This is a genomic window from Streptomyces sp. NRRL WC-3742 (assembly GCF_000720635.1).
Taxonomy (GTDB): domain Bacteria; phylum Actinomycetota; class Actinomycetes; order Streptomycetales; family Streptomycetaceae; genus Kitasatospora.
The window spans coordinates 37822-50347 of sequence record NZ_JOCF01000043.1 but is presented as its reverse complement, the minus strand read 5'-3'; the positions used below and the strand labels follow the sequence as shown (position 1 = coordinate 50347).

13 protein-coding genes are annotated in these 12526 nt (G+C 73.2%); 10 read left to right on the top strand and 3 right to left on the bottom strand.

Going from position 1 to position 12526, the window contains the following annotated elements:
* Nucleotides 1–4 precede the first annotated feature (4 nt).
* The 7 genes from IH61_RS0123440 (at nt 5) to IH61_RS0123410 (ending at nt 4883) form a co-directional block, all read left to right on the top strand.
* Nucleotides 5–1237 (top strand): ketosynthase chain-length factor, encoded by a 1233-nt coding sequence (locus IH61_RS0123440; RefSeq protein WP_031072972.1) that lies wholly within the window; start codon nt 5–7, stop codon nt 1235–1237.
* A 31-nt stretch (nt 1238–1268) separates the two neighbouring features.
* Entirely contained in the window at nt 1269–1523 is a 255-nt protein-coding gene (locus IH61_RS0123435; protein ID WP_031072970.1) for a phosphopantetheine-binding protein, read from the top strand.
* A 1-nt stretch (nt 1524) separates the two neighbouring features.
* The gene (locus IH61_RS0123430; protein ID WP_031072968.1) at nt 1525–1980 is read left to right on the top strand and encodes an SRPBCC family protein; all 456 of its coding nucleotides are present in this window, start codon (nt 1525–1527) and stop codon (nt 1978–1980) included.
* 11 nt (nt 1981–1991) lie between these two features.
* Nucleotides 1992–2321 (top strand): TcmI family type II polyketide cyclase, encoded by a 330-nt coding sequence (locus tag IH61_RS0123425; protein ID WP_031072965.1) that lies wholly within the window; start codon nt 1992–1994, stop codon nt 2319–2321.
* A 305-nt stretch (nt 2322–2626) separates the two neighbouring features.
* Nucleotides 2627–3079 carry a hypothetical protein gene (locus tag IH61_RS48735; protein WP_031072964.1) on the top strand — a complete coding sequence of 151 codons (453 nt, stop codon included), beginning with the start codon at nt 2627–2629 and terminating at the stop codon, nt 3077–3079.
* Nucleotides 3080–3171: 92 nt separating this feature from the next.
* Nucleotides 3172–3846 (top strand): class F sortase, encoded by a 675-nt coding sequence (locus IH61_RS48730; RefSeq protein ID WP_031072962.1) that lies wholly within the window; start codon nt 3172–3174, stop codon nt 3844–3846.
* A 113-nt stretch (nt 3847–3959) separates the two neighbouring features.
* On the top strand, nt 3960–4883 hold the full coding sequence (locus IH61_RS0123410; RefSeq protein WP_051837760.1) for a DMT family transporter: 924 nt from the start codon (nt 3960–3962) through the stop codon (nt 4881–4883).
* Nucleotides 4884–4941: 58 nt separating this feature from the next.
* Here the strand turns inward: IH61_RS0123410 and IH61_RS0123405 are convergent, their stop codons facing one another.
* Both IH61_RS0123405 and IH61_RS0123400 read right to left on the bottom strand, forming a co-directional pair.
* Entirely contained in the window at nt 4942–5967 is a 1026-nt protein-coding gene (locus IH61_RS0123405; protein ID WP_031072957.1) for a methyltransferase, read from the bottom strand.
* 74 nt (nt 5968–6041) lie between these two features.
* The gene (locus IH61_RS0123400; protein ID WP_031072955.1) at nt 6042–7118 is read right to left on the bottom strand and encodes a right-handed parallel beta-helix repeat-containing protein; all 1077 of its coding nucleotides are present in this window, start codon (nt 7116–7118) and stop codon (nt 6042–6044) included.
* Nucleotides 7119–7332: 214 nt separating this feature from the next.
* Between IH61_RS0123400 and IH61_RS0123395 the strand changes: the two genes are divergently transcribed.
* Together IH61_RS0123395 and IH61_RS0123390 are read left to right on the top strand one after the other, a co-directional pair.
* Entirely contained in the window at nt 7333–8289 is a 957-nt protein-coding gene (locus IH61_RS0123395; RefSeq protein WP_031072953.1) for a deoxyribonuclease IV, read from the top strand.
* Between the two features lie 69 nt (nt 8290–8358).
* The gene (locus IH61_RS0123390; protein ID WP_031072950.1) at nt 8359–10434 is read left to right on the top strand and encodes an MMPL family transporter; all 2076 of its coding nucleotides are present in this window, start codon (nt 8359–8361) and stop codon (nt 10432–10434) included.
* A 91-nt stretch (nt 10435–10525) separates the two neighbouring features.
* Here IH61_RS0123390 and IH61_RS0123385 read toward each other — a convergent pair whose 3' ends face one another.
* Nucleotides 10526–10741: a hypothetical protein gene (locus IH61_RS0123385; RefSeq protein ID WP_031072948.1), complete on the bottom strand. Its 216-nt coding sequence runs from the start codon at nt 10739–10741 to the stop codon at nt 10526–10528.
* A gap of 426 nt (nt 10742–11167) precedes the next feature.
* Here IH61_RS0123385 and IH61_RS0123380 point away from each other — a divergent pair, with 426 nt between their 5' ends.
* Nucleotides 11168–12526, top strand: a complete 1359-nt coding sequence (locus IH61_RS0123380) for an amino acid permease (protein ID WP_031072944.1) — start codon at nt 11168–11170, stop codon at nt 12524–12526.

The window sequence follows — 12526 nt, the reverse complement described above, 5'->3', positions numbered from 1 at the left end:
CCACATGACGTCACGTCGACAGGGCCGCCGGGCCGTGGTCACGGGCCTGGGCGTGGTGGCACCGAACGGTGTCGGGGCCGACGCCTTCTGGAAGGCCACCAGGCAGGGCGTGAGCGTCCTCGACCGCGTATCGCGGGAGGGCTGCACCGCGATGCCGCTCAAAGTCGCGGGCCAGGTGCGGGACTTCGATCCGCAGGCGTCGATCGACAGCCGCTTCCTGGTGCAGACCGACCGGTTCACGCACTACGCGATGGCCGCCGCCGACCTGGCCGTCTCCGACGCCCGCTTCACGCCCGACGCCGAGGCCCCGTACGCCGTCGGCGTGGTGACGGCGGCCGGCTCCGGCGGCGGCGAGTTCGGCCAGCGCGAGCTGCAGCAACTCTGGGGCCAGGGGCCGAAGTTCGTCGGCCCGTACCAGTCCATCGCCTGGTTCTACGCGGCCAGCACCGGCCAGATCTCCATCCGCGGCGGCTACAAGGGCCCCTGCGGGGTGGTCGCCGCCGACGAGGCCGGCGGCCTGGACGCGCTGGCGCACGCGGCCCGTACGATCGAGCGCGGCGCCGACGCGGTGGTGGCCGGAGCGGCCGAGGCCCCGCTGGCGCCGTACTCGATGGTCTGCCAGCTCGGCTACCCCGAACTCAGCCTGGCTGAGCAGCCCGAGAGCGCCTACCTGCCCTTCACCGCGCAGGCGTGCGGCTTCTCCCCCGCCGAGGGCGGGGCGATGCTGCTGCTGGAGGAGGAGCAGGCCGCCCGCCGACGCGGCGCGACCGTCCGGGCGTACCTGGCCGGGCACGGCGCGACCTTCACCGGGGCCTCCCGCTGGGAGCACTCCCGCGAGGGCCTGGCGGCCGCGATCCGCACCGCGCTGGACGAGGCCCGGATCGCGCCCGAGGAGATCGACGTGGTCTTCGCGGACGCGATGGGCGTGCCGGACGCCGACCGGGCGGAGGCGCTCGCGCTCGCGGACGTGCTCGGCCCGGCCGCCGACCGGGTGCCGGTCACCGCGCCCAAGTCCGGTACCGGGCGGGCCTACTGCGGCGCGCCGATGCTGGACGTGGCGGCGGCCGTCCTGGCCATGGAGGACGGGGTGCTTCCGCCGACCCCCAACGTCACCGAGGTCTGCCACGACCTCGCCCTGGTCACCGGCCGCGCCCGGCCGGCCGAGCTGCGCACCGCGCTGGTGCTCAGCCGCGGCCTGATGGGCTCCAACTCCGCGCTGGTGCTCCGGCGCGCCTGAGCCCCACCCACCCCCTCCGAAAGGACACCCCGTGAGCAACACCATCGGCTACTCCGAGCTGGCGGCCCTCATCCAGGCCCGGGCCGGCGTCACCGTCGCCCCGGCCGACCTCGAACAGCCCGGCGCCCACTTCGACGACTTCGGCGTCGACTCGCTCGGCCTGCTCGGCGTGGTCGGCGAGCTGGAGAACAGCAAGGGCTTCAAGGTCATCGCCGGCGCCGAGTCCGCCAAGACCCCCTCCGAATTCCTCCACCTCGTCAACTCCTCCGTGAAGGCAGGCGCCTGAGATGCCCGGACACACCGACAACGAGATCGTCATCAACGCCCCGCTCGACCTGGTCTGGGAGATCACCAACGACCTCGAGAACTGGCCGGACCTCTTCAGCGAGTACGCCTCGGTGGAGGTGCTGGACCGCATGGAGGACACCGTGCGCTTCCGGCTCACCATGCACCCGGACGAGAACGGCCAGGTGTGGAGCTGGGTCTCCGAGCGCACCACCGACCGGGCCTCGCTCGCGGTGAACGCCCGCCGGGTCGAGCCCGGCCCGTTCGAGTTCATGGAGATCCGCTGGGAGTACGCCGAGGTCCCGGCCGGCACGAGGATGCGCTGGGTGCAGGACTTCGCGATGAAGCCGGCCGCGCCGGTGGACGACGCGGGCATGGTCAACCACATCAACAGGAACTCCCGCATCCAGATGCAGCTGATCCGGGAGAAGGTCGAGAAGAAGGCGGCGGAGCAGTGAGTACGCACCAGATGAGCCGAGTCCACAGGGCCCTGATCGTCGCCCGGATGAAGCCCGAGGCGGCGCCGGACATCGCCGAGGTGTTCGCCGACTCCGACCGCGGCGAACTGCCGCACCTGATCGGCGTCACCGGCCGCAGCCTCTTCCAGTTCGGCGACGTCTACCTGCACCTGATCGAGGCGGACCGCCCGCCGGGCCCGGCCGTCGCCCAGGTCGCCGGGCACCCGGAGTTCCGCTCCGTCAGCGACCGGCTCACCGCCTTCGTCCAGGCGTACGACCCGGCCACCTGGCGCGAGCCGAAGGACGCGATGGCGCGCGAGTTCTACCGCTGGGACCGCTGAGACCGCCGAGTCCCGCCTCCGGGACCACCGAGTCCCGCCTCTCCTCTGGGCCCGCCCCCGGCCGATGCCGGGGGCGGGCCCATGTGCGTATCCCTTCATGCGCCCTTCACCCGAACCGCCGGGGCAGCCGGGTGAACACGCCCGGGACTCCACCCGAAGGGACCACGCTGCGTACCGGCACCGCCACGCTCAGGTGGCAGCGGGCCGCACGGTGGATGACGGTGGATCAGGCGCCCTCTCCCGCGAGTCCCCTTGCCCGGCACCCTGCCGGCGGTCGCGGCCACCGCGCCGGAAGGATCATCCTCATGCGTTCTGCACGCACGCTGCTCGCCGGAGCGGCCGTCGCCGCCGTCCTGACCGTCGGCACGCCCCTGGCCTTCGCCGACGGCTCCTCCGACCAGGGCAAGAACCTCACCTGGCAGGAGAAGCAGGACAAGCCCGACGCCGCGAAGGGCTCGGACGACAAGAAGGCCGGCGGCCCGGTCACCGAGGAGCACAAGAGCACCTCCGAGCACAAGGGCGGCGAAGCCAAGAGCACCGAGTCGAAGGGCGAGGAGCACAAGGGCAGCGAGTCCAAGGGCTCCGAGGGCCGCGAGGAGGAGCACAAGGCCCCGCACGGCGGCGTGCACACCGGCGGCGGGGGCCTGGTGCTCTCCGGCGGGGGCCTCGCCTCCGGCGCGGTGCTGCTGCTCGGCGGGCTCGGGGCCGGTGCGTACGCGCTGCGCCGCGGCCGCCGCACCTCCGGCGCCATGGCCTGAACCACCCCTCACCTCCGCCGCCTCCGGGCGCCCGCGACACGGGGCGTACCGGGGGCGGCGGGCCGTCCCCCGCCGGAAGGGTTGATGGAACGATGGCCGGTCCCGGCCCCGGAACACCCCGGCTGCTGCGCGCCGGGATGGGCGCGGCAGCGGTAGGGCTGCTGCTGATCTACAACTCGGTGGACACCTCGCCGGACGCCGACCCGACGGCGGCCCCGGCCGCTCCCCCGGCGGCCGTCTCCACGGCGCCCGCCGCGCCCGCCACGCCCGTCCTGCCGGCCGCGCCCGCCGCGCCCGTGCTCAAGCGCTCGGCGCCCACGCGGCTGCGCATCCCGCAGATCGCCGTGGACGCGCCGTTCACCGAGCTGACGCTGGACGCCACCGGGCAGCTGAACGCGCCGCCGCCGGACGACAAGAACCTCGTCGGCTGGTACCGCGACGGCGTCACCCCGGGCGAGCGCGGCAGCGCCGTGGTCGCCGGCCACGTGGACACCACCAAGGGCCCGGCGGTCTTCCTGCTGCTGAGCCTGCTCGTCCCGGGCAGCGCCGTGGAGGTGTCCCGCGCGGACGGCACCGTCGCGGTGTTCGCGGTGGACTCGGTGGAGACGTACGCCAAGAACGCCTTCCCCGACCAGAAGGTCTACGGCAAAACCCCGGACGCTCAGCTGCGGCTGATCACCTGCGGCGGCGCGTACGACAAGAAGAAGCGGGACTACCTGGACAACGTGGTGGTCTTCGCCCACCTGGTGACCTCTCGCAGAGCCTGAGTGGTGGAGTTCACATCATCCGTCGGTCGCATGCTCCGACTGACGGATGATCACCGGTGGCAGACTGCTGGGGTTCCGGCAGTCGGATCTCGTCACGGGGGGCGGATGTGAACGTGAACGGGGGGCGCGGGAGCCTGAAGGTCACGCTGATCGCGCTGGTCTTCGTCGCCATCTACGGTTCGGGCTTCGTGGGCGGCCGGTACGGCCTGCCGTACGTGGAGCCCTTCACCTACCTGACCGTCCGCTTCTCCGGGACGGCGGTGATCCTGTTCACCCTCGTCCTGTGCCTGCGCATCCCCTGGCCGCGCACCCGCTCGGCGTACGTCCACCTCGCGCTGAGCGGCGTGCTGCTGCAGGGGGTGTTCTCCACCGGGGTCTTCTACGCGCTGTACTACGGGATGACGCCCGCGGTGTCCGCGCTGATCATCGCGCTGCAGCCGATCCTGGTCTGGCTGATGGTCTCCGTCGCGACCGCCCGCAGGGTGCGGCCGCTGTCGGTGGTGGCGCTGGCGGGCGGGGTGCTCGGGGTGGCGCTCACCGTCTACCAGGGGCTGGCCTCCTCCTCCGGGCTGACGCCGACCAACGTGGCCTTCGACTTCCTCGGGCTGGCGGGGCTCTCCACCGGGCAGTTCTACTACCAGATGAAGAACCCCGGCACGCATCCGCTGGTCAACGGCTTCGTCCAGTCCGGCTCCTCGGCCGTCGTCATGCTCCTGGGCGCACTGGTCTTCGAGACCGGGGTCATCCACTGGACCGGGCAGCTCGTCCTCTCGGAGCTGTGGATGGCCGTCGGGGTCTCGATCGGCGCGCTCAGCCTGCTGTTCGTACTGATGCGGCTGGAGAGCGCGGACCGGGTGGCGTCCTACTTCTACGGGGTGCCGATCGTCGCCGGGCTGATCGCCTGGCCGATGCTGGGCCAGCGGCCGACCCTGGCGGAGCTCGCCGGGTTCGCGGTCATCGTGGCCTCGATCGTCCTGTTCAACCGCGCCGGCCGGGTGCCCGTGAACGCCGAACGGCCGCCGCTCACCCGGGAGTGAGCGGCGGCCGTGCCGACGGCCGTGCCGACGGCCGTGCCGACGGCCGTGCCGACGGCCGTCAGCGGACGACGGCCTCGAAGGCGTGCAGGTACGGATTGACCGGGCGGACCTCGGAGACGGCCAGGCCCGCCTCCTCCATCAGGCGCACCATGCTCGCCTCGGAGTGCTTGGCGCCGCCGACGTTGAGCATCAGCATCAGGTCCATCGCGGTGGTGAAGCGCATCGAGGGGCTGTCGTCGACGAGGTTCTCCACGACCACCACCCGGGCGCCCGGCCGCGCGGCCCGTACGACGTTGGCGAGGGTGCGGCGGGTGCTCCCGTCGTCCCACTCCAGGATGTTCTTGATGATGTAGAGGTCGGCGTGCACCGGGATGTCTACCCGGCAGTCGCCCGGCAGCAGGCGGGCGCGGGCCGAGAAGGCGCCGCCCTCCTGGAGCCGGGGGTCGGCGCCGGCGACGACCTTGGGCAGGTCGAGCAGGGTGCCGTGCAGGGCCGGGTGCTTCTCCAGCAGGCTGGCCAGCACGTGGCCCTGACCGCCGCCGATGTCCACCACCGAGTCCACGCCGGTGAGGTCGAGGTAGTCGGCGAAGTCGCGGGCGGACTGGCGGCTGGAGGTGGTCATCGCCTTGTCGAAGACCTTCGCGGAGTCGCCGCCCTCGCTGTGCAGGTAGTCGAAGAACTCCTTGCCGAACAGCTCGGGGAAGACGTTGCGGCCGGAGCGCACGGCCTCGTCCAGCTTCGGCCACGCCTCCCAGGTCCACGGCTCGGTGCACCAGAGGGAGATGTAGCGCAGGGAGTTGGGGGCGTCCTCGCGCAGCAGGCGGGACATCTCGGTGTGCTCGAAGCAATCCCCGGAGGTCTCGGCGAAGATGCCGTAGCAGGTGAGGGCGCGCAGCAGGCGGCGCAGGGCACGGGGTTCGGTGTGCAGCGCGGCGGCGAGCTCGTCGACGGTGGTCGGGTCGTCGCCGAGCGCGTCGGCGACGCCGAGGCGGGCGGCGGCGCGCACGGCCGCGGCGCAGGCGGCGCCGAAGACGATCTCGCGCAGCCGCATCGCGGCCTGGGGGTTGGCGGGGGCGGTGGTCATGGCGGTCCTTTGTCGGTCGGGGGCGTCGGGGGTCTCTCGGGCGTCGCGGGCGTCGTGCGGGCCGTGAGTTCGTCTCAGCAGTGGCCGGAGGGCTGGGAGACCGAACACCGGTTGCGCAGGAAGGAGTTGTCGGTGCCGGTGTCGCGGTCGGCGAGGTCCGCCGGGGCGTTGCCGCTGAGGTGGTTGTCGGTGACGACCGCGCGGGCGTTGGGCACGCCGACGGCGCTCCTGAACAGCACGATGCCGCCGGAGAAGTCGGAGCCGCCGGCGTTGTCGTGCACCTCGTTGTCCGTGACCCGGGCGTCCTCGGTCCCGGTGAGCACGATGCCCGCGCCCTGGATGGCGCCGAGCCTGGGGTTGGCCGGGCAGAACTTGTTGTTGGCCACCACCCGGTTGCGGCGCACGTCGAGGTCCCCGGCGCGCGGCACGCCCTCGTCGCCGACCACGAAGACGCCGGCGCAGTTGCCGCTCATCTCGTTGCCCTCGACGGCCAGCCCGCGCAGCCGGCGCACGGTGACGCCGACCCGGTTGCCGCGCAGCTCGTTGCCCTCGACGACGGTGCCGCCGGTGTCGGGCGCCCCGCCCTCGCGGTAGGCGTAGTTGGCGAGGAAGACGCCGGACTGGCCGTTGTCGACCGAGCGGTTGCCGACGATCGTGGCCCGGGTGGACATCTCCTGGCTGATGCCCTGCTGCACGTTGTCGTGGACGTAGGTGGCCCGGACGGTCAGACCCGTGGTGCCGCTGGCGTCGATGCCGTTCTTGCGGAAGCCGGTGACGGCGAGGGCCTCGACCGTGACGTCGGCCAGCGGGGCCCGCTCGGTGCCGTGCACGCACAGGCCCTGCCCGGCGGTGGCGCAGGCGTTCTCCGTACCCGTCCCCGGGGTGATCACGCTGGACGGGCCGGAGCCGCGCAGCGTCAGGCCGGGGGTGGTGATGCGCACGCTGCCCGCGTAGGTGCCGGGCAGCAGCTGGACGGTGTCGCCGGGGCGGGCGGCGTCGACGGCCTGCTGGATCGATTCGCCGGGCCGGACGAGGTGCAGGGTGCCGCCGGCGGCGGCGGGGGTGGCTCCCGCGATGACTGAGAGGACGGTGGTCAGGGCGGTGGCGGCGGCGGTGGCCGCGGCGAGGTGGTGGACCCGTCGCGTGGGCATGAGTGGAGACCTGTCTTTCCGGCGAGCCTCGTCGTGGACGCCGTGTGAGCGGGCGGTGACAGCCGGTGGGTGCGGCCGAATCGACGCTATGGGCGCCCCGGTGGGGGCGCCACCAGGGGTGGGCTGGCGGACTGACGGGGCGTCGGCCGCCGGGCGTGGCGTGGGTCCGTAGGCTGGTTCGGTCGCTGCCCGGGCCCGTGACATGCTCGAGGACATGAGCACCACGCCCGTACCGCCCGCCGCCGCCCTCCGCAACCCGATCGGGGCGCACGTCCCGGTGGCCGCCAAGGGCCTCGCCGGTACGGGCCTGGCGTACGCGGACACGGTCGGCGCCGAGACGGTGCAGGTGTTCGTCGCCAACCCGCGCGGCTGGGCGACCCCGCCCGGGAACCCGGCGCAGGACGAGGAGTTCCGTACGCGCTGCGCCGAGCGGGGCGTACCCGCCTGGGTGCACGCGCCGTACCTGATCAACTTCGGCTCCGACAACCCGGCCACCCGCGAGCGCTCCGCCGAGTCGCTGCGGCACTCGCTGCGCCGGGGCCACGCCATCGGCGCGCTGGGCGTGGTGCTGCACACCGGGTCCGCCGTCGGCACCGCCCCCGGCGGCGGCTCGCGGCGCGCCGAGGCGATGGCGCAGGTGCGGGCCGACGTCCGGCCGCTGCTGGACGAGCTGGACGCGCTGGGCCAGAACGCGCTGGGCGAGGACGCGCCCTGGCTGCTGCTGGAGCCGACCGCCGGTCAGGGCAGCTCGCTGTGCTCGCGGATGGAGGAGCTGGCCGAGTACGTGGAGGCGCTGGACGGGCACCCCAGGGTCGGCGTCTGCCTGGACACCTGCCACGCCTTCGCCGCCGGGCACGACCTGGCCGTGCCCGGCGGGGTGACGGCCGCGCTGGACGCGCTGGCCTCGGCGGCCGGGCCCGGACGGCTGCGGCTGATCCACGCCAACGACTCCGAGGACGCGGTCGGCGCCCGAAAGGACCGGCACGCCAACATCGGCGCCGGGATGATCGGCGCGGAGCCGTTCCGGGAGCTGTTCGAGCACCCGGAGACGGCCGGGGTGCCGCTGCTGGTCGAGACGCCCGACCGCAAGCACGGCGGGGACGGCACCGGGCACGCGATGGACATCGCCGTGCTCAAGGAGCTGCGGGACCGGGCGCGCGTCCTCGTCTGAAGCTGCCGTGCGGCGCGGGCGGTGGCAGGCTGAACGAGTCCCTGCCTCCTGAGCTGGGGGAGTCTTCCCGTGTCTCCGACCCGGAAACTGGCCGCCCTTCCCTGCGGGCGCCGCAGCAAGTGGGTGGTGCTCGCCCTGTGGCTGGTGCTGCTCGTCGCGCTCGGCCCGCTCGCCGGGAAGCTGATGGGCGCCGAGGACAACCAGGCGTCCAGCTGGCTGCCGGGCAAGGCCGAGTCCACCCAGGTGCTCGACGAGCAGCGCGCCTTCCAGCCGGTGGACACCGCCCAGGCCGTGGTCGTCTACGAGCGCGCCTCCGGCATCACCCCCGAGGACCGGGCCGAGGCCACCCGGGAGGCCGCCGGCTTCGCCTCCGTCCCGCACGTGTCCGGCCCGGTGATCGGGCCGGTCCTCTCCGGCGACGGCCAGGCCATGCAGACCATCGTGCCGATCGACATCGGCAGCAACGGCTGGAACGACCTCAAACCCGCCGTCGAGGCCCTGCGCAGCACCGCCGCCGCGAACAGCCACGGCATGACCACCCACGTCACCGGCCCCGGCGGGACCGCCGCCGACCAGGCCAAGGCGTTCGCGGGCATCGACAGCTCCCTGCTCGCCGCCACCGTCAGCGTGGTGATCGTCCTGCTGCTGCTCACCTACCGCAGCCCCGTGCTGTGGCTGCTGCCGCTGCTCTCCGCCGCCGGCGCGCTGACCGTCTCCCAGGCGCTCATCTACCTGCTCGCCAAGCACGCCGGGCTGACCGTCAACGCGCAGAGCGCCGGCATCCTGATCGTCCTGGTGCTCGGCGCCGGGACGGACTACGCGCTGCTGCTCACCGCCCGCTACCGCGAGGAGCTGCGCCGGCACGAGGACCGGCACGAGGCGATGGCCTTCGCCGTGCACCGGGCCGGGCCCGCCGTCCTCGCCTCCTCGGCGACGGTGGTCGCCTCGATGCTCTGCCTGCTCATTGCGGAGATGAACTCCACCCGGGGCCTCGGGCCGGTGCTGGCCATCGGTGTCGTGGTCGCCCTGATCGCCATGCTGACGCTGCTGCCCGCGCTGCTGGTCATCGTCGGCCGCTGGGTGTTCTGGCCGGTCAGGCCCGGATACGGCACGCCGGAGCCCACCCGCAGCGGCCGCTGGGCGCACGTCGGCACCTGGATCTCCCGGCGGCCGCGCAAGGTGTGGGTCGGGACGGCGCTGGCGCTGGCGGCCTGCTGCGTCGGGCTGGTCTCGCTGGACGCCGGCGGGATCAGCACGGCCGGGTCGTTCACCGGCAAGCCCGACTCGGTGGTCGGCCAGCAGGTGCTGGAGCAGCACTTCCCGGCCGGGACGGGCGCGCCGCTGTCCGTCGTCTCCAGCTCCGCCGGGGCGGAGGCCGTCCAGGCCGCGGCCCGGTCCACCACGGGGGTCGCCTCCACCTCGCCCCCGGTCGTACGGAACGGGCGGGCGCTGTTCCGGGCCACGCTCACCGATCCCCCGGACAGCCAGGCCGCCAAGGACACCGTCGACCGGCTGCGCGCCGCCGTGCACGCCGTGCCGGGCGCGGACGCCAAGGTCGGCGGCAACACGGCCGTCATCCTGGACGCCGGACGGGCCGCCGCCAACGACAACCGGGCGATCATCCCGCTGGTGCTGGGCGTGGTGCTGCTGATCCTCGCGGTGCTGCTGCGGGCCGTCACCGCCCCGCTGGTGCTGATCGCCACGGTGGTGCTGTCGTACGCGGCGGCGCTGGGGATCAGCGCGCTGTTCTTCGCGCACGTCTTCCACTTCCAGGGCGAGGACCAGGCGTTCCCGCTGTTCGTCTTCGTCTTCCTGGTCGCGCTGGGGATCGACTACAACATCTTCCTGATGACGCGCGTGCGGGAGGAGTCCGCCCAGCACGGCACCCGGCTGGGCGCGCTGACCGGGCTGTCGGCGACCGGCGGTGTGATCACCTCGGCCGGGCTGATCCTGGCGAGCACCTTCGCCGTCCTGGGGACGCTGCCGGTGGTGGCCTTCGCCGAGATCGGGTTCGCGGTGGCGCTGGGCGTGCTGCTGGACACGCTGGTGGTGCGGTCGGTGCTGGTCACGGCGCTGACCATGGACCTGGGCCGGCACATGTGGTGGCCGGGGCGGCTCTCCCGGCCGGGGCCCGGGCAGCGTTGAGCCCGGGGGCCGGTTGGTCGGCGCCCGGGCTCGGGGTGGCGCGAGTTGCGCGAGTGGTGCGGGTTGCGCGAGTGGTGCGGGTTGCGCGAGCTCAGCAGCCGCAGTCGCTCTCGCTGTGCTCGGCGAAGTTGAACCAGTTGGCGTGCGGGCCGAACAGGCCGACACCCGCGGAGCCGGACTCCAGGCTCTGGCCGGACGACTGGTGCGGCGCGAAGCCGCCCGCCATGGCGGTGGTCGGCACGGAGACGACGGCACCGGCCACGGCGACGACGACGGCGAGCTTGCGGATCTTCCCACGAAGCGACATCTGTGGTCCTCTGCTTGGTCACTAGGTCTCAACCCCCGTCCGCGGACGGCCTCTTGGGCCGGACACCGGGCAGGGCGGCGCACTCACCGGGGAGGCGCCGCGCCAAGGTTGGCACACGAACCCGCATCTCCGGAGTACTGCCGCAACCGGGGTAGGGCATCCGGGTGAGGCATCTCCCCCGCTCGGCGCAACGGGCCGTCGCATTCGGGGGACGCCGCCGTGAGGTGCCGCAGGTGTGCCCGTCCAGCCCTTTGGCGGCCGTAAGTCTTACGGTCACACAGCGGACGAACCGAATGAATCCCGGCGAGTTGGCGGGCACCAGCGTCACACCCGAGCATGAGCGGTCGCTCCATCGAGCACGCACGGCCCCGACCCCGGCCCCAGCCCCAGCCCCAGCCCCAGCCCCACGAAAGGCGCACCACCCTCATGCAGACCAGCCCGGTGACCGCACCTCGGCAGGCGACCGCACCGCCCGCATCAGGCTCAGGCCGCTTCGGACTGGCCACCGCCACCGCCCTGGTCATGGGCAACATCATCGGCGGCGGCATCTTCATGATCCCCGCCGCCGTCGCCCCCTTCGGCACCCTCAGCCTGGTCGCCTTCGCCGTGCTCACCGTCGGCGCCATCGCCCTCGCGCTCGTCTTCGGCCAGCTCGCCCGCCGCAACCCGCGCACCGGCGGACCGTACGTCTACGCCCGCGAGGCGTTCGGCGACTTCGCCGGATTCCTCTCCGCCTGGTCCTACTGGATCACCACCTGGGTCAGCAACGCCGCCCTCGCCGTGGCCGCCGTCGGCTACCTCGAGGTCCTCGTCCCGATCGGCGACAACCCTGTGACGGAGATCGCCGTCGCCCTCGCCTTCCAGTGGCTGCCCGCCCTGGCCAACCTGGCCGGCACCCGGTACGTCGGGGCCGTCCAACTCGTCTCCACGGTCCTCAAGTTCATCCCGCTGGCGCTCGTCGCCGTCGGCGGCCTGTTCTTCTTCGACCCGAAGAACCTCGGCCCCTTCGACGCCGGCAACCAGGGCTGGGCGGGCGGCATGAGCGCCGCCGCCGCCATCCTGCTCTTCAGCTACCTGGGCGTCGAGTCCGCCGCGATGAGCGCCGGCCAGGTCCGCGACCCCGAGCGCAACGTCGGCCGCGCGAGCGTCCTCGGCACCACCGGCGCGGCCGTGGTCTACCTGCTGGGCACGGTCGCCGTCTTCGGGACCGTCGCCCACGACCAGCTGGTGCACTCCACCGCGCCGTTCTCCGACGCCGTCAACGCCGTCTTCGGCGGCACCTGGGGCGGCTCCGTCATCGCCGTCGCGGCGCTGGTCTCCATGCTCGGCGCGCTCAACGGCTGGACCCTGCTGGCCGCCCAGGCCCCGTACGCCGCCGCGAAGGACGGCCTCTTCCCGGCCTCCTTCACCAAGGTACGACGCGGGGTGCCGACCTTCGGCGTGCTCGTCTCCGTCGCGCTGGCCTCCCTGCTGACGGTCCTCAACTTCGCCAGCGGCGCCAAGGGCGCCTTCGACATGCTCGTCCTCGTCACCACCTTCACCGCCACCGTCCCCTATCTGCTCTCCACCGCCGCCCAGCTCTACTGGCTGGTGCGCGGGGCCTCCGACAAGGTCGACAACGGCCGCCTCGTCCGCGACGCCGTCCCCGGCCTCGGCGCCTTCGCCTTCTCCCTCTGGCTGCTGGCCGGAGCCGGCTACGCGGCCGTCTACCAGGGCGTCCTGTTCCTGTTCGCCGGCATCCTCGTCTACGTGTGGATGGCAGGCCGCCGCCGCAGCGCGGAATAA